Origin of the sequence: Nonomuraea sp. NPDC048882 (assembly GCF_040649755.1) — a bacterium.
Taxonomy (GTDB): domain Bacteria; phylum Actinomycetota; class Actinomycetes; order Streptosporangiales; family Streptosporangiaceae; genus Nonomuraea; species Nonomuraea maheshkhaliensis.
The window spans coordinates 275,008-292,087 of the sequence record NZ_JBEZGB010000007.1 but is presented as its reverse complement, the minus strand read 5'-3'; the positions used below and the strand labels follow the sequence as shown (position 1 = coordinate 292,087).

The window sequence follows — 17,080 nt, the reverse complement described above, 5'->3', positions numbered from 1 at the left end:
GATGACGCACGCCGCGAGCAGTAGGACGAAACCCCTCTCTGATCACCGCGGAACCTCCCTAACGCGTCCCTTACCTGGGTCTTGCGATGATGGAACCGCTATCAGGCGGCTTGTGCCGAAACGGGGGATAGCGCAAGGGGGAATGAATTGATCACCATGACCGATGAGCAGCGTCAAGACTGGTTCGAGCGCGATGTCGTGCCCGTGACGTCGCAGCTTTTCGCCTCCGCCATGCGCCTGACCCGTAACACCGCGGACGCGGAGGACCTGGTGCAGGAGACGGTGGCGAAGGCGTACACGTCGTACCACCAGTTCCGCGAGGGCACCAACCTCAAGGCGTGGCTGCACCGCATCCTGACCAACAACTTCATCAACGACTACCGCAAGAAGCAGCGCTCGCCCAAGCTGTCCGCCGCCGAGGACATCGAGGACTGGCAGCTGCACGCCGCCGAGTCGCACAGCTCTTCCGGGCTGCGCTCCGCCGAGACCGAGGCGCTCGACCGGCTGCCCGACAACGTCGTGATGAACGCCCTGCGCTCCCTGCCCGAGGACTTCCGCGTGGCCGTCTACCTGGCCGACGTGGAGGGGTTCGCGTACAAGGAGATCGCCGAGCGCATGGGCACGCCCATCGGCACCGTGATGTCGAGGCTGCACCGGGGCCGCCGCCAGCTTCGGGTGATGCTGGAGGAGTACGCCCGCGAGGAAGGCGCACTGCGCATTCCCGTGCAGGCCCAGCACGCCGCCTAGACCGATCGTCCCGCCTTCAGGGCTCCATCCGGAGATGGAGGCGGACGCGTAACCCGTCGTCTTCCGTGCGCAGCTCCACGAGGTCGCAGAGCTGCCTGCTGATCCAGAGCCCGTATCCCCGTGGGGATTCGGGCTCCGGTGGTATGTAGCCGGGTAAAGGGTCGTCCAGGGAGCCGCCGGGGTCGGTGATCTCGCAGACCAGCTCTCCTTCGGCCGGCCACATCGCGATCGTGCCGTAGCCGGCTCCGTGCTCGACGCTGTTGGCGGCGATCTCGGACACGCTGATCACCAGTGACGTGATCAGGTTGCCGTCCATGCCGGCCGCCCTGGCGTAGTCGCCGACGCGTTGACGCAGCCGTTTCAGCTCCCGCGCGGTGAACCTGATCGTCTCGGCCGGGCTCCCCGGCGCGGGCAGGGGGACGCGGTCGTGGTCGAGGACCAGGTCGTGCGGCTCGACGAACCGGGTGCTGGTCACCTCTCCGTCCGTGCCGAGCAGCACCGGATGGTTGATCGCGCTGAAGTCGCGTACCTCGTCGGGCACGTGGCGCAGGTCGTACAGGCAGAACATGGTCGCGGCGGCCGGGCGGAGCGCCGCGTTGAGCACGGACTCGTAGCGGATCAGCTCCCTGATCTCGCGCTCGCTCCTGCCGGTCCACACGGGTTCGCCGACCACGAGGGTGCGCCGGCCGCGCGTGTACTCGTGGTAGGCGGCCAGCGTCCGGTACGGGTGGTCGTACCAGGAGGTGGAGACCCGGCTGTCGATGCGGCCCGCGTCCTGGCCCAGCGCCTCGGCCAGCAGGGAGAGCTTGGCCGCGCAGGTGACGACCAGCACGCGCGTGCCGTCGTCCAGGGCGGCGCGGACGCGCGGCGCGATCAGGTCCAGAAAGGACTCATCGGAGTCGTACGGCACCGCGACGTGCTTCAACGACTCCTCATCGAAACGTGCCCGCTCACGGTGCACGGGCGAAACGTAGCAAGCGCTAGAGGGGCTGCGCAACGGCTATGAGCGCCACCGAGGCCAGTGCGCATAGGACGCCGCCCAGTTGCACGGGCCGCAGCCGCTCACCGAGCACCCGGTTGGCCAGCAGCAGCGTGCTCGCCGGATAGAGCGAGACCAGCACGGCGACCAGGCTGAGCAGGCCCTCCTGCTGGGCCAGCAGGTAGAGCACGTTGGCCGCCATGTCGAGCACGCCCGCGGCCACGATGATGTGCAGCGACCCCGGGCCCGGCCTGAGCGCGCGCCGCGTGAGCAGTGCCAGCAGGGCCACCGTGGTCACCGACGACAGGCGGGCGCCGACCAGCGGCCACAGCCCCGACTCGTGCGGCGCCATGGACAGCAGGATGAAGAACCCGCCGAACCCCGCGCCCGCGGCCAGCGCCACCAGCACCGAGACGAGCGAGCCGCGCCCGCCGCCGGACTTGTCCTGGCTCACCAGCAGCACCGAGCCCAGCGCCAGCGCCACGCCCACCAGCGCCCACGCGTGCGGGCGCTCGCCGGCGGCCAGCCCGAACACCACCGGCAGCGCGGCCGAGGTCACCGCCGTCGTGGGCGCCACCACCGACATGACGCCCGTGGCCAGCGCCCGGTAGAAGAGCACCAGCCCGGCCGCTCCCGACAGGCCCGCCGCGAGGCCCCAGGCCAGGGCCGGATCGCTGTAGGCGCCGGGCAGCAGCGGCAGCAGGCCGAGGATCAGCGCCAGGCCGGCGAGCTGGGAGAGCGTGACCACCGACAGCACCTGCGCGCGGCGGGTGGCCAGGCCGCCGAAGAAGTCGGCGGTGCCGTACACGATCGCGCAGGCCGTGGCCAGGATCACCGTCACCGGGCTTCCCTTCAGTTCAATGTGTTGCACTGTTGGTACAACGGACAGAGTACAGTCCTTTGTACCTTTCCTTCACTACACTGAACTCCCATGGAAGATCCGGAGATGATCACCCAGGCCATCGCCAGCAACGTGCGCGCCCAGCGCGCGCACCGCGGGCTGACCCTCGACGCGCTGGCCGCCAGGTCGGGAGTGAGCAGGGGCATGCTGGTCCAGGTCGAGCAGGGCCGGACGAATCCGAGCGTCACCACCCTCACCCGGATCGCCTCCGCGCTCGGCGTCACCGTGGCCAGGCTGGTCGAGGTCGCCGACGTGCCGGTCGTGCGGGTGGTGGACAAGGCGGACGTGGTCACGTTCGACCAGGGAGACGTACGCGCGCGGCTGCTGGTGGGCGCGGACGTGCCGATGATCCTCGAACTATGGGACTGGCGGCTCGCGCCCGGCGAGCACCACGACGGCGACGCGCATCCGCCCGGCACCCGCGAGATGCTGACCGTGCTCGCGGGGGAGCTGACGCTCACGGTCTACGGCAAGAGCCATGTGATCGGCGAGGACGACGCCGCGCTCTTCACCGCCGACCGGCCCCACGTCTACGCGAACAGGGGCGAGATGGAGCTCAGGTTCGTCATGGTCGTCGCCGAGCCGCGGGAGCCGCACGACCCGTCCTGAGGCTCGTGACCCGGCCCGAGCCGCGCGAGTCCGCGTGTGACGCGTGACCCGGCTTGAGACGGTCCGCCTGGACCGGCGCCACGCCGCGCATTCGCCCCTGACCAAATATCGTGAACGGCCCCCTGATCACCCGGTGGAGTTTCATGATTACTCCATGTCTTGGACGGCTGATGCCCGTTGCTGGGTACATCCCTTGTGTGCGGCGGGCCGCTCCGGCGGTCGTCCGCGGATGTCGCGACGTCGGCAGGGGGTGGCGTGTGAGTGAGGCCCGAGCGGCGACGGAGAAGCTCATGGCCGAGCTTCATGGTCTGGGCGTCACCTGCGCGTACGAAGTGGGCGACGACGAGACCATCTCGGTATGGATCGGCCTGGTCGTGCGTTATAGGGATGGTTTTTACCGCTGGCAGGAAGGGCCGGTGAAACGTCGGCATCTGGGCACAGATCCGGTCGGATGTGCCATGCGCGTGGCGCGCCGCTACCAGGAATTGCAGACGGATATCCCAATCTGGTGGGACGACCTGGCCAGGGAGCTGCGGGGGGCACCGGTCCAGGATTATCCGTAGGCCCCCGCGTGCGGTGTTTCGGGGGGAAGCATGCGCGTATGGGCCTTGCCGCTGGCCCTGCTCGCCCTGGTGAGCTGTGTCACCTTGTCGGTGCCGCGCCTACAGCAGCAGTACGTGGTGCCGGTCGTGCCGCTGACGCGGCCCGTCGTCGATCCCGACTCGCTGGCCAAGAGGCTGATCTCGATGCAGGCCGGCTGGCCGCGCAGCCGCAGGTTCGACTGCGCCCGGCTCAAGTGCGTGGCCCTCACCTTCGACGACGGCCCCGGCGAGCACACCGGCCGGCTGCTCGACATGCTGAGCACGCGTGACGTCAAGGCCACCTTCTTCGTCATCGGGCAGATGGTGGCCGCCGACAAGGGCGGCCACACCGTCCGGCGCATCGTGGGCGACGGCCACGAGATCGGCAACCACTCCTGGAGCCATCCTGCGCTCTCCGAGTTGCCGCACGAGGCGGTCAAACGCGAGCTCAAGCACACCGAGGACATCGTGCAGCGGCTCACGGGGGTGCGGATGCGGGTGATGCGGCCACCGTACGGGGCGACGGACGAGGCCGTGGCGGCCGAGACGCGCCGCGAAGGGCTCGCGCAGATCCTGTGGAGCGTCGACACCCTCGACTGGCGCGACCGGGAGAGCGCAACCGTGGTCAAGCGCGCCAGCCAGGCCAAACCGGGATCGATCGTGCTGCTGCACGACATCCACCGCACGACGGTGGACGCCGTGCCGGAGATGCTCGACCGGCTCGGCAGGAAGGGCTACACGTTCGTCACCGTCTCCGAGCTGTACGGCAGGACGCCCGCGCCCGGCCGCAAGTACACCGAACGCTGACCGGGCCGCCGGGTCGCCGGGTCGCGAGCACGCCGGACGCCGACCGGGGCGCCGGGCCGCCCGCGCCTCGTGGGACCCTGGTGACATGGGTTTCACCGGCTTCCCCGACGAGGCGTTCATCTTCTACGAAGGGCTTGAGGCGGACAATTCGAAGACGTACTTCGCGCGGCACAAGGAGCTCTACGAGCAGGCCGTGCGGGCGCCCATGCTGGCGCTCACCGACGAGCTGGCGGCGGAGTTCGGCACGGCCCAGCTCTTCCGGCCGTACCGCGACGTGCGCTTCGCCAAGGACAAGTCGCCGTACAAGACGCATCAGGGAGCCTTCGTCGACCTGATGCCCGGCATCGGGTTCTACGTGGAGCTCAGCGCGGCCGGGCTGCTGGCGGCGGGCGGCATCTACTCGACCGCCTCCGACCAGGTGGCCCGCTTCCGCGCCGCCGTGGACGAGGACCTGACGGGCAAACCGCTGGAGTCGATCACGGCCGCGCTGGCGGCCGAGGGCTACGAGCTGCGCGGCGAGCGGCTGAAGACCAGGCCGAGAGGGTTCGAGGAGGACCATCCGCGCATCGACCTGCTCCGGCACAAGTCGCTCTACGCGGCCAAGCGGTTCGAGCCGCGCGAGTGGGTGCACACGGCACGGGCCCGGGACCGGGTGGAGCGGACCTGGCGCGCGTCGGGTCCGCTGGTGGAGTGGCTCTGCGCGAACGTACGCGGCAGCGAACTTCCCCGCCGCCGCTGACCCCCCGTACACGGAGCAGGCGATCCCGCCGAACGCCGGGATCGCCGGTGGCCGGACCGAGGCGCGTACATGGACGAAGGCCGCGCCCCGCCCGCTTCGAGCGGACGGAACGCGGCCTTCGAGGGAGTCAGTTTCCGCGCTTGGCGCGGGCGGCGGCGCGGCCCCGTATGGAGGCGTCGAGGACGACCTTGCGGATGCGCACGTGCTCGGGCGTGATCTCCACGCACTCGTCCTCGCGGATGAACTCGAGCGCCTGCTCCAGCGACAGGGTGCGCGGCGGGATCACCTTCTCCGTCTCCTCGCTGGTGGAGGAGCGCATGTTGGTGAGCTTCTTCTCCTTGGTGATGTTCACGTCCATGTCGTCGGCCCGGGAGTTCTCCCCGACGATCATGCCTTCGTAGACCTCGGTCGTCGGCGAGACGAACAGCGTGCCGCGCTCCTGGAGGTTGAGCATGGCGAACGCGGTCACCGGGCCGGACCTGTCGGCCACCAGCGAGCCGTTGTTACGGGTGCGCAGCTCGCCGAACCACGGCTCGTAGGAGTCGAAGACGTGGTGCACCAGGCCGGTGCCGCGGGTCTCGGTGAGGAACTCGGTACGGAAGCCGATCAGGCCCCGAGCCGGCACCACGAACTCCATCCGGATCCAGCCGGTGCCGTGGTTGGTCATGTGTTCCATCCGGCCCTTGCGCACCGCCAGCAGCTGCGTGATCGCGCCCAGGTATTCCTCGGGGCAGTCGACCGTCAGCCGCTCGACCGGCTCGTGCACCTTGCCGTCGATGGTCTTGGTGACCACCTGCGGCTTGCCGACGGTCAGCTCGTAGCCCTCGCGGCGCATCTGCTCGACCAGGATGGCCAGCGCCAGCTCGCCGCGGCCCTGCACCTCCCAGGCGTCGGGCCGGTCGGTGGGCAGCACGCGCAGCGAGACGTTGCCGACGAGCTCCTTCTCGAGGCGGTCCTTCACCATGCGGGCGGTCACCTTCGAGCCCTTGACCTTGCCCACCAGGGGCGAGGTGTTGGTGCCGATGGTCATGGAGATGGCCGGCTCGTCGACCGTGATCAGCGGCAGCGGGCGCGGGTCCTCGGGGTCGGCCAGCGTCTCGCCGATCATGATCTCGGGGATGCCGGCGATGGCGATGATGTCGCCGGGACCTGCCTCCTCGGCCGGCTTGCGCTCCAGCGCCTCGGTCATGAGCAGCTCGGTGATCTTGACGCGCTGGATCGAGCCGTCGGTGCGGCACCAGGCCACCTGCTGGCCCTTGCGCATGACGCCCTGGTGGATCCGGCACAGCGCGATGCGGCCGAGGTAGGAGGAGGCGTCGAGGTTGGTGACGTGGGCCTGCAGCGGCGCGCTCGGGTCGTAGGTGGGCGCCGGGATCGTCGACTTGATGATGTCGAACAGCGGCTCAAGGTCTTCGGAGTCGGGCATGCCGCCGTCGTCGGGGCGCGCCAGGGAGGCCCGGCCCGCCTTGGCGGAGGCGTAGACGATCGGGAAGTCGATCTGCTCCTCCGTGGCGTCGAGGTCCATGAACAGCTCGTAGACCTCGTCCACGACCTCCTTGATGCGGGCGTCGGGGCGGTCGACCTTGTTGATGCACAGGATGACCGGCATCTTGGCGGCCAGGGCCTTGCGCAGCACGAACCGGGTCTGCGGCAGCGGCCCCTCGGATGCGTCGACCAGCAGCACGACGCCGTCGACCATGGACAGGCCGCGCTCGACCTCGCCGCCGAAGTCGGCGTGGCCGGGGGTGTCGATGATGTTGATGGTCATGCCGCCGTGCTTGACGGCGGTGTTCTTCGCGAGAATGGTGATGCCCTTCTCGCGCTCCAGGTCGTTGGAGTCCATGACCCGGTCGTCGACGTCCTGATTGGCGCGGAACGCCCCGGACTGCCAGAGCATGGCGTCGACGAGCGTGGTCTTGCCATGGTCGACGTGCGCGATGATCGCGATGTTCCGCAGGTCGTCGCGGCTGTTCAAAGGCATGATGACGTCTCGCTCTGTATTCGGTGGGGGCGGCCGCGCGAAGTCGCGACCCTCTAAGTCTAGTTGATCCCCTCTGATGGCAGGAGCGGGACAAGGGGCCCGCCCGCACCTGTTCATGGGCGGCTACATAGCCGGTTGCACATTCTTGCGCATGGCAGGCGCGGCCGGGCTCTTTACATTGAGCGCATGACCTGGACTGAGCTGGTTATGTCCGCTGCTCCGACGCAGGGTGATCAGCCGGCGGTGAGCGACGTGAGGACCGGCGACGTGCTGTCCTACGCGGCCTTCGCGAGACGGGTCACCCGCGCCGCGGCGGGCCTGCGCGCGCACGGCCTGCGTTACGGCGAGCGGGTGCTGGTCGACGTCCCCCAGGGCACTCACCTTCCGGTGGCGGTGCACGCCGTGGCCTGGGCCGGCGGCACCGCGGTGCTCTCGGCCTCGGGGGCGTCCCGCTTCATGATCGCCCACGAGGGCCACGACCCCACAGCGGCCAAGGTCGACCAGGTCTTCTCGTTCCTGCCCGCGCCGGGCGCGAGGCCCTTCGGCGAGCTGCTGTCCAGCGGCACCGTCGAGTTCGGGCCGCTCGCCGGGCCCGCGCTCACGCTCGACGGCGAGCGGCTGCTCGACAACGCCGAGCTGACGACCGACCTGCACAGGCTGGCCACCCGGCTGGTGATCGCCAAGGACGACGTCCTGATCAGCGCGGTGAGCGAGCCGTTCCGCGGGCTGCGGGTGATCGATTTAGCCATGATGTCCGGAGCCCACGTCGTGGTCGCCCACGAGCCGAGCCTGGTCGGCTGCCGCGTGCTGGCCCAGGAGCGCCGGGCGACCGTGGTCGTGGCGCCGTACGACCTGGCCAGAAGGCTGCTCGGGAATCCACTTCTGCGCGTCGTCGACGAAAGGGCGGTCGTGAGCTCGCTTGGCCTGTGAAAAGTGCGACACTGTGGAAGAGCGTGATCCTTCCGCGACGCAGGGTGAGCACATGCCAGATACCCCCCGGCACAACCTTCCGGCGGAGCCCAACCGCTTCGTCGGTCGCGAGCGTGACCTTGACGACCTGCACGACCTGGTCGGCGACACGCGCGTGGTCACGTTGTGCGGCGTCGGCGGCATCGGCAAGACCCGGCTGGCGCTGCGCGTCGCCGCCCGGCTCGTGCCCGCCTACCCCGGCGGCGTGTGGCTGGTCGAGCTGGCCAGGTTCGGCCGGGCCGAGCTGGTCGAGCAGGAGATCGCGCGCGTGCTCGGCGTGCGCGAGGAGGCCGGCCGGCCGCTGCTCGACACGGTGACGGCGCGGCTGCGCGACCAGCGCTGCCTGCTGCTGCTCGACAACTGCGAGCACCTGGTCGACAGGTGCGCGGAGGTGGTCGCGGCGCTGGTGGCGGGCTGCCCGGCGCTGCGGGTGCTGGCCACCAGCAGAGAGCCGCTGCGCATCGCCAGCGAGCTGATCTGGCGGGTGCCGCCGCTCGACCTGCCCGGCGAGGGCGCCGCCGACGCCGAGTCCGTGCAGCTGTTCATGGACCGCGCCACGGCCGCCGGCACCAGGCTCGACGCCGTCAGCCTGCCCGACGTGGTGCGTCTGTGCCGGGCGCTCGACGGGCTGCCGCTGGCGCTTGAGCTCGCCGCGGCCCGTACGAGTCTGCTCAGTCCCGGCCAGATCGCCGACCGCATCGACGACCGGTTCTCGCTGCTCACCACCGGCGGGCGCACCGCCCCCGCCCGCCAGCGCACGCTGCTGGGGGCCGTGGAGTGGAGCTACGACCTGCTCTGTGCCAAGGAGCAGGTGCTGCTGCGCCGCCTGTCGGTGTTCGCCGGTGACTTCGACCTCGTCCTGGCCGAGCAGGTCTGCGCCGAGCGGCCCATCGCCCCGAGCGAGATCGTCGAGCTGCTCGGCGGCCTGGTCGACAAGTCGCTCGTGCTGTGCGACGAGGGCCGCAGGCGCTACCGGCTGCTGGAGACCATCAAGCGCTACGCGCTGGAGCGCCTGCGCCAGGCCGGCGAGCGGGAGGTCCTGCGCGAGCGGCACCTCCACGTGCTCTGCGCGCTGCAGGAACGCCACTTCGCGTGCGAGGTGGTCGAGCCGGGCGTGCCCTGGCCGCGCCGGTCCGAGGCGCTGATGGCCAGCCGTGAGCTGATCGACGATCAGCGGGTGGCGCTCGAATGGGCGGCCGAGTCCGGCGACGTGCTGCTCGGCCTGCGCCTCTGCCAGACCAGCACGGGGCTGCTGCCGCTCGGCGGCAACCTCAGGGAGATCGTCGGCTGGATCGAACGGCTGCTGTCGCTCGATACGACCGGCGTGCCCGCCGAGGAGATCGCCCACGCCATGGCTTACCTCGCCTACGGCCTGGAGGCGAAGGACGAGCTGAGCCGGTCGCTGGAGACGGCCACGCGGAGCCTGGCCGAGATGGCGCCCGACGACGACTTCCCGCGCTGCGTCATGCACAACCTGCTCGTCGTGGTGCTGCTGCGCATGGGCCGTTCCGAGGAGGCGGCGCACCACGCGGAGGCGGGCCTGGCCGCCGCCACCCGCTCCGGCGACCTGTGGAACCAGGCGGCGAGCCTGGCCGGGCTGTCGGCGGTGGCGCTGATCCGCGGCCGGCTGCGCGAGGCGCAGCGGCACGGGGAGGAGGCGCTGGCGCGGGCCGGCGAGCACGGCCACCGCTGGCTGATGGCCAGGACCGCGGTCCAGCTTGGCGCGGTGGCCGAGGCCAGGGGCGACCTGGCCACCGCCAAGACCCAGTACGAGACGGCCGCGCCGTGGCTGAGCGAGCTCGGCAGCGACCTCGAACTGTCCCGCTGCCTGGCCAGGATCGGCCGGGTCGCGGCGATGCTGCACGAGTTCGGCACCGCGCGCGAGCGGCTGGCGGCCGGCACGGAGATCGCGCGGGCGACGGGGCAGCGGCAGGCCGTGGCCCGCTGCCTGGTGGGGCTGTCGGTGCTGGCCGAGTGCGAGGGCGACCTGGAGGGCGCGGTGCTGGCCGCCGCCGCGGCCGCCGGGCTGCGCGAGTCGATCGGGCAACACTCCGCCACGACCAGGTTCGAAGAGCTGCTCGGGCGGGCCAGGACGAAGCTGGGCGACGGCCGTACGACCTCGTTGTGGTCGCGCGGGCGGGGCATGTGCCCCGACGTCGCCGCCCGCCGGGTGCTGGCGGGCGAGCGGCTGCCCCCGAAGGCGGCGAAGGCGCCGGTGACGGCCGAGCCGGTCAAGCACTCGGTGCTGACCGCCCGCGAACGCGAGATCGCCGGCCTGCTCACCCGGGGCCTGTCGAACCGGGGCATCGCCGGTGAGCTGGTGATCAGCCCGGCGACGGTCGCACGGCACATCGCCAACATCATGGAGAAGCTCGGCTACACCTCCCGGGCGCAGATCGCGGTGTGGGCGGCCGAGCGTTCGAACGGCTCCGGGTAGGCGCGCGCTTCTGCATAGGGATCTGCATATTCCGCCCCATGTGTGCCAGAGATGCCCTCTTTACGGTGGGCCCCATGGATCAGCGCATCGTGATGGTGGACTCGGGCACCGGCCTGAAGCTCACCGAGGAGCAGCTGGACGAGAGGTCCGCGGTCGCGGCCGTCCGGCTGCGGCACAAGGGAGTGCGCGCTGGAGACACCGTGCTCATCTGCCTGCCCGTCGGCCCCGACCTGCTGGTGGCGACCCACGCGGTGATCGCGGCCGACGGCGTCGCCTGGCCCCTGCCGGTCGACCTCGACCAGGCCACGCTGCGGGACCGCATCCAGGAGAGCGCGGCCCGGGTGATGATCTCCAACGTCCAGCGGGCGCTCGACGCGGCCGAGGAGTCGCGGGTACGGATCGTGATGAGCGTCGCGGACCTGAGCGGCGCCTCGCCGTCGTGCCCGTCGGGCCGCTGATCACGACCGGGGCGTCCGGTCGCGGGAAGGCCGCGACCGGGCGGGCCGGGCGCGGGGTGACCGGTCGCGGGAAGGCCCGGCGCGGGGTGACCGGGGGCTGGGTGAGCGGGTGCGGGGTGTCCGGGCGCTGGGTGATCGGGGGGCGACCCTAAGCTCGATCCCATGCCTTTCGCGCCCAGCTTCCCCGTCATGCTCAGAACCGAGGACGGGGTCCGCATCGACGCCGCGCACACCCCGTCCGCCCGTACGGACGTCGGCATCGTCGTGGCGCACGGTTTCACCGGTTCGTGGCGGGATCACACGGCGCGCCGCATCGTGCACGTGCTGAGTGGCTACGGCGGCGTGGTCGCGTTCGACTTCAGGGGCCACGGGCGCTCCGGCGGCGAGACCACGGTGGGCGACCTGGAGATCCTCGACGTGGAGGCCGCGGTCAGGCACGCCCGCGTGATCGGCTACTCCAGGATCGCCGTGGTGGGCTTCTCCATGGGGGCCTCGGTGGCGGTGCGGCACGCCGGGCTGCGCGGCGGGGTGGACGCGGTGGTGGCGGTGAGCGGCCCGGCTCGCTGGTACTACCGGGGCACCAAGCCCATGCGCCAGGTGCACTGGGCGATCGAGCGGCCGCTGGGCCGGTGGGCGGCGCGGTGGGCCAAGCGCACGCGGATCGCCCGCGGCCGGTGGGACCCGATCCCGATGCCTCCGTACGAGGCCGCCGGGCTCGTCTCGCCGACGCCGCTGCTGATCGTGCACGGCGACGCCGACGCGTTCTTCCCGCTGGATCACCCCCAGCAGCTGTACGCCGGCGCGAAGGAGCCGAAGGAGCTCTGGATCGAGCCCGGATACGGTCACGCGGAGGCCGCGGCCACCCCCGAACTCATCCGCAAAATCGGCAAATGGATCTCTTCGAACTTTTCCTGAGCAATAAACGTCTACCTAGGGCGTAAGTCCCTGGGGAAAGAAAACCGTCGATGCGGTGGACGTGGGACATACTGCTGTAGTCGGGCGGTTGCCCAGCGTCGCGGGGGCGCGCTGGGTGCCCATCCCGCGTGAAGGGCCCCGCAGGGGATGCGGGGCCCTTTTTCTCACCCTTGCTCAGGAGTGTGTGCGGCTCAGCCCAGGCGGGCGATCGTCTTGTACTCCAGGTAGCTGTTCAGCCCCTCGGGGCCCAGCTCGCGCCCGACGCCGCTGGCCTTGTAGCCGCCGAAGGGCGCGTTGGTCTCCAGCATGAAGCAGTTCACCCCGTACGTCCCCGTACGGACCTGCCTGGCCACGTCCATCCCGTGCTCGGTGTCGGCCGTCCACACCGTTCCGGCCAGGCCGTAGTCGCTGTCGTTGGCGATGCGTACGGCGTCCGCCTCGTCCTCGTACGGGATCACCGCCAGCACAGGCCCGAAGATCTCCTCGCGGGCGATGCGCATGTCGTTGGAGACCCCGGCGAAGACGGTGGGGGAGACGTACCAGCCGCGGTCGTACGGCCGGTCGAGGCCGCCCACGACGACCTTGGCGCCCTCGTCCATGCCGATCTTGATGTAGCCCTCGACCCGGTCCTGCTGCCGCTTGGCCACCAGCGGCCCGATGCCGGTCGCCGGGTCGGCGGGGTCGCCGACGGCCTGGCCGTTCACCATGCCCGCGACGGCGTCCACGACCTCGTCGTAGCGGTTGCGCGAGGCCAGGATGCGGGTCTGCGCGACGCACGCCTGCCCGTTGTTCATCAGGGAGGCCATGGTCAGGAAGCCCATGCTGGCGGGCAGGTCGGCGTCGTCCAGGATGATCGCGGCGGACTTGCCGCCCAGCTCCAGGCTGACCCGCTTGAGCTGCTCGCCGCAGACGGCGGCGATGCGCCGGCCGGCGGCCGTCGAGCCGGTGAAGGCGACCTTGTCCACGCCGGGGTGGGAGACGAGGTGCTCGCCCACCTCGCGGCCCGCGACCACGATGTTGAGCACGCCCGCCGGGATGCCGGCCTCGGCCGCCCACTCGGCCAGCAGGTACGCGTCCAGTGGCGTCTCGGGCGCCGGCTTGAGCACGATGGCGCAACCGGCCAGCAGCGCGGGGGCGACCTTGGTCATGGTCACGAACTGGGGCACGTTCCACGGCACCACGGCAGCCACCACGCCGACGGGCTCCCTGCGCACGGTGATCGGCCCGAACAGGCCCGGCCGCTGCTCCTCCTGCTCGAACGTCGTGCCCAGCTCGGCGTAGTACTGCAGCATGCCGAGCGGCTGCGGCGCCTGCGCGAGGTTGGAGAAGGAGATCGGCGAGCCCATCTCCTCGGTGATGAGCTGGGCCATCTCGCCCTGGCGCTCGTTGTAGATCGCGGCCAGCCTGCCGATGACCTCGGCCCGCTCCGCGAAGGTCATCCGCGGCCAGGGCCCGTGGTCGAACGCCTGCCTGGCGGCGGCGACCGCGCGGTCCATGTCCTCGGTGGTGCCTTCGGGCACGCTGCCCACGACCTCTTCGGTGTGGGGGGAGATGACCTCTATCGTTCCGGTGCCCGCAGGGGCCACCCATTCGCCCCCGATGAACAGCTTGTCGTGCCGGCGCATGTCGTGGAGCCTCTCACTTGACCGAATGCTTGCTTGCCCTGTGCAGTCCTCAAGGTGACCGAATCATGTTCTGTCCGGACACGCAAGAGGGGCGCGGCAGCACGTGCCGCGCCCCTCACGCGCTCGTCAGTGACGCTTACCGAGCAGGTGCTGCATGGACCGCTTGAGCAGGTCCGCCCGCTTGGCCGGGTCGGTGATGGACTCGACGCCGAAACCGAGGTACACGGTGTCCTCGGTGACGATGCCGGCGCCCTCCTCGAACACCTGGTCCGTACGGAACCAGTTGTTGATCGACGGCGAGCTGCCCTCGGGCGCGGCCCCGACGGTCCAGCCGCCCAGGTCCGTCTCGAACGACGTCGTCTCCGCCGCCGCGCCGTCCAGGGTGACGGCGAAGTCGTCCAGGAAGACGCCCGCGCCCTGGGTGCCCCAGTCGCTGATGTAGGAGATGGAGATCTCGACCTGCTTGCCCGCGTACGGGGTCAGGTCGATCTTCCACTGCTGCCAGCCCGAGGAGTTGCCCGAGGCCGCGTGCCAGGCGCCGGAGGTGCCCGTCGGCTCGCAGTTCTCGCCCTGGTAGCGCTGGGTGAACGGGTGGATCGTGCGCCAGCCGCCGCTGTTCTCGGTCAGGCAGCTGTCGCCGGCCTCCTGCGTGGTGTGCCCGTTGGCGTCGGGCAGGGTGGTCCAGTCGTCACCGCCCGCCGTGCGCGCCTCGACCGCCAGGAAGTCCCAGTGGAACTCGGTGTCGTACGAGGTCCAGAACGACAGGTCGCCGCTCGACTTGCCGGTCAGGTCGATGGTCTTGGTCAGCCGCTTCCAGGAGACGTCGGCGATGCCGCTGTAGACGTCCCAGGAGCCGGTGTGCGGGTCGAACGGGCCGCCGGGACGCGCCCACTTCACCGGGGCCGAGCTGGCGAACCTGGGGAACTGGGCGCTGGGCAGGATGGCCGAGGTGGCCACGAACGACTGGGTGTGGTCGGGCGCGATCGTCCCGTCGAAGCCGGCGAACTCGCCGGAACTGCCCTGGAGCGCGAACGGCTGCCCGGTGGCCTGGTCGGTGCCGGCGTTGTCGAAGAAGACGTACGCGCCCAGCCAGTACTGCTGGAAGTCGTTGAACACCGGGATGCAGGGCGGATCGTCGTCCACCGTGCACTCGGGGTTCTCCGGCTGGTCGGGCTCGTAGTAGTAGGAGCCGTTGAAGTTGGCCGCGTACGACGGGTACTTGCCCGCGTGCAGCACCTTGCCGCCCTCGTTCAGGTAGTCGCGGACCGCCAGCTCGGTGTCCACGCCGCCCTTGGAGGTGGTGCCGGGCACCTGGCCCTGTGACCTCGGGATGACGTCGTCGCCGGTCTCCCAGATCACGGCCTTGTAGTGGCTGAGCACGCCCAGCGGGTGCGGGGCCTTGCGGCCCGCCTTGTCCATGTCGTACACGTCGGAGCTGTAGCCGGCGGCCTGGAGGGCGGCGGCGTACTCGTCGGCGTACTGGGCTTCGCTCACGCCCTGCGCCGGGCTGAGGCCGGTGACGTCCTCGGTGGCCAGCACCAGCACCTTGCCGCCGATGTCGGTGGCGACCGTGTAGGTGAAGTCGGCGCTCTTCCTGCCGATCGAGCTGAACCAGACCTTGACCTTGTCGCCGGGCCTGGTGCCGGTGATCTTGCCGCGGAGGCGGTGGTAGTAGCGGTCGTAGCCCGCGCCGTAGCGCTCGCCGCCCTTCCACTCGGCGGTCGTGGCGGTCTTGGTCCGGCCGCCGTTGACCTGGTAGTTCAGGAACACCGGGCCGAGCTTGCGCTTGGCGTTGACCTCGACGACCTGCTCCTTGCCGTGGCTGATCTCGAACGGGTCGGTGACGAAGTCGGGCGTCCTGTTGCCCAGGTGGGTGACCGGCTCGACCGGGTTGACCGCTGACTTCGCCACGTCCAGGGCGAACGGCAGGTTCTTCTCGAACTCGGCCTGCACCAGCGCCTCGTCGTCGGGGAAGACGAAGCCGCAGCCGTCACAGCCCTCGTTCAGCTCGGGCGTCCACGACAGCGTCCCGTAGCGGGCGTGGGCGTGGTCGTTGGTGTCGCCGTTGGTCGTGTACAGCTCCGCGCCGAGGTCGGGGTCGAAGCCGGGCACCGCGGGCTTGACGTCGTCGCCGGTGAGGGCCTCGTAGATCGGGTTGTCGGCGGTCTCCGTGGCGATCTGGAAGCCGCTCGGGTAGAGCAGCAGCGGGCCGTAGGAGTGGTAGTTGAGCTGGGTCTCGAACTTGACCCGGCGCAGCAGCCCGTCCATGGCCCTGGTCTCCGGCTCGCTGGCCGGGCCGGCGCCGCGGTAGGTCTCGCTGCTGGGGATGCTCGACGAGCCTTCCTCGTCGTAGTGGAAGTTCGTGGGGAAGTTCCGGTTCGGGTCGACGCCGTCGCCGCCGGTGATCTGGCCGTCGCCGTTGTTGTCGCGCAGGTTCTTGCGCCACAGGCGGTTGCCCTCGGTGAAGGTGAAGTCGTAGCCGTCGGGGTTGGCCACGGGGACGAACCACAGCTCGGTCGTGTTGAGCAGGTCCCGCAGCGCGCGCTTGTTCGCGACCACGTGTTTGAGCAGCCGCATGTCCACCTCAGTAGCGATCCACTCGCGGGCGTGCTGGGTGGCCGAGTAGAGGGCGGCGGGTTTGAGCCCGTCGGGCAGGACCCTGGCGCCGGTGGAGACCTTGGCGGCCAGGATGTCCTGGCCGCGCAGCGTCTTGCCGATCGACTGCAGCTTGACGACGTCCTTGTTGGCCGCCGCGATCGCCTTGAGCTGGTCGGCGATGCCGCCGCGCTCGGAGTAGGACTTGTAGACGGTGTAGCCGCCCGCCGCCTGCGCCCTGGCCGCCTCCAGCTGGGTCTGGCCCTGCGGGTTGCGCACGGGCTCCGGCTTGTGCCCGAGCTTGGCCAGGGCGGCGAGGTCCGTCTGGGCCGCGGTCAGCTCGATGTGCTCCTTGTCGCCCTTGTTCTGCTGCTGTACGACGTCGAAGCCCTTCTCCCTGAGGGCCTGCGCGGTGCCGGGCGGGCTTTCGAGCTGGTAGAGCTCCAGCCGGTCGTGGGCCGGTAGCGGATCCACGGAGGCTTCGGCCGTGGAGGCCACGAGAGAGGTGCCTAAGCCGAGGATGACGGCCGCGGCGAGGGTCAAAGTTCGAGACACGGTCTGCCCCTTCGCAGAGACGGAGAACGATCGCCATCTCAGACGGTTGGAGCGTTTCAGACAAGACCCAACTTTTGGGCCCGTATTAAGTCGGACAAAAACACAAAACTTCGCCAAAGGGGCAGCAGTTCGGTCGTTCGGATGACAGAGATCAAGATCATCTTCTATAGTTTCGGTCCGTC

Annotated in this window: 14 protein-coding genes; 9 read left to right on the top strand and 5 right to left on the bottom strand. The window is 70.3% G+C overall.

Annotated features, from left to right (window positions below; genetic code table 11):
- Nucleotides 1–156: 156 nt before the first annotated feature.
- On the top strand, nt 157–747 hold the full coding sequence (locus AB0C27_RS26185; protein ID WP_357848388.1) for a sigma-70 family RNA polymerase sigma factor: 591 nt from the start codon (nt 157–159) through the stop codon (nt 745–747).
- Between the two features lie 16 nt (nt 748–763).
- Here AB0C27_RS26185 and AB0C27_RS26180 read toward each other — a convergent pair whose 3' ends face one another.
- Together AB0C27_RS26180 and AB0C27_RS26175 are read right to left on the bottom strand one after the other, a co-directional pair.
- A complete protein-coding gene (locus tag AB0C27_RS26180; protein ID WP_357848386.1) occupies nt 764–1,708 on the bottom strand; it encodes a sensor histidine kinase in 945 nt (314 codons plus the stop codon).
- Nucleotides 1,709–1,727: 19 nt separating this feature from the next.
- Nucleotides 1,728–2,567, bottom strand: a complete 840-nt coding sequence (locus AB0C27_RS26175) for a DMT family transporter (RefSeq protein WP_357848384.1) — start codon at nt 2,565–2,567, stop codon at nt 1,728–1,730.
- Nucleotides 2,568–2,657: 90 nt separating this feature from the next.
- Here AB0C27_RS26175 and AB0C27_RS26170 point away from each other — a divergent pair, with 90 nt between their 5' ends.
- The 4 genes from AB0C27_RS26170 to AB0C27_RS26155 all read left to right on the top strand — a co-directional run bounded on the left by AB0C27_RS26170 (nt 2,658) and on the right by AB0C27_RS26155 (nt 5,363).
- A complete protein-coding gene (locus tag AB0C27_RS26170; protein WP_357848382.1) occupies nt 2,658–3,236 on the top strand; it encodes an XRE family transcriptional regulator in 579 nt (192 codons plus the stop codon).
- 290 nt (nt 3,237–3,526) lie between these two features.
- Nucleotides 3,527–3,799, top strand: coding sequence for a hypothetical protein (locus AB0C27_RS26165; protein ID WP_346112943.1), 273 nt, complete (start codon nt 3,527–3,529; stop codon nt 3,797–3,799).
- A gap of 30 nt (nt 3,800–3,829) precedes the next feature.
- A complete protein-coding gene (locus tag AB0C27_RS26160; RefSeq protein WP_357848380.1) occupies nt 3,830–4,624 on the top strand; it encodes a polysaccharide deacetylase family protein in 795 nt (264 codons plus the stop codon).
- Nucleotides 4,625–4,709: 85 nt separating this feature from the next.
- Nucleotides 4,710–5,363, top strand: coding sequence for a DUF2461 domain-containing protein (locus tag AB0C27_RS26155; RefSeq protein WP_357848378.1), 654 nt, complete (start codon nt 4,710–4,712; stop codon nt 5,361–5,363).
- A 127-nt stretch (nt 5,364–5,490) separates the two neighbouring features.
- On the opposite strand, the gene typA is transcribed toward AB0C27_RS26155, so the two are convergent.
- Nucleotides 5,491–7,344 (bottom strand): translational GTPase TypA, encoded by a 1,854-nt coding sequence (gene typA / locus AB0C27_RS26150; protein WP_357848376.1) that lies wholly within the window; start codon nt 7,342–7,344, stop codon nt 5,491–5,493.
- Nucleotides 7,345–7,530: 186 nt separating this feature from the next.
- Between typA and AB0C27_RS26145 the strand changes: the two genes are divergently transcribed.
- From AB0C27_RS26145 to AB0C27_RS26130, 4 genes are all read left to right on the top strand, one after another.
- On the top strand, nt 7,531–8,274 hold the full coding sequence (locus tag AB0C27_RS26145; protein ID WP_357848374.1) for an AMP-binding protein: 744 nt from the start codon (nt 7,531–7,533) through the stop codon (nt 8,272–8,274).
- 52 nt (nt 8,275–8,326) lie between these two features.
- Complete coding sequence (locus AB0C27_RS26140) at nt 8,327–10,750, top strand: LuxR C-terminal-related transcriptional regulator (RefSeq protein ID WP_357848372.1); 2,424 nt, start codon at nt 8,327–8,329, stop codon at nt 10,748–10,750.
- Between the two features lie 74 nt (nt 10,751–10,824).
- Nucleotides 10,825–11,208: an AMP-binding protein gene (locus tag AB0C27_RS26135; RefSeq protein ID WP_357848370.1), complete on the top strand. Its 384-nt coding sequence runs from the start codon at nt 10,825–10,827 to the stop codon at nt 11,206–11,208.
- Nucleotides 11,209–11,370: 162 nt separating this feature from the next.
- On the top strand, nt 11,371–12,123 hold the full coding sequence (locus AB0C27_RS26130; RefSeq protein WP_357848368.1) for an alpha/beta fold hydrolase: 753 nt from the start codon (nt 11,371–11,373) through the stop codon (nt 12,121–12,123).
- A 191-nt stretch (nt 12,124–12,314) separates the two neighbouring features.
- On the opposite strand, the gene AB0C27_RS26125 is transcribed toward AB0C27_RS26130, so the two are convergent.
- Complete coding sequence (locus AB0C27_RS26125; protein ID WP_357848366.1) at nt 12,315–13,748, bottom strand: aldehyde dehydrogenase; 1,434 nt, start codon at nt 13,746–13,748, stop codon at nt 12,315–12,317.
- A 126-nt stretch (nt 13,749–13,874) separates the two neighbouring features.
- The gene (locus tag AB0C27_RS26120; protein ID WP_357848363.1) at nt 13,875–16,898 is read right to left on the bottom strand and encodes a M14 family zinc carboxypeptidase; all 3,024 of its coding nucleotides are present in this window, start codon (nt 16,896–16,898) and stop codon (nt 13,875–13,877) included.
- Between the last annotated feature and the right edge of the window lie 182 nt (nt 16,899–17,080).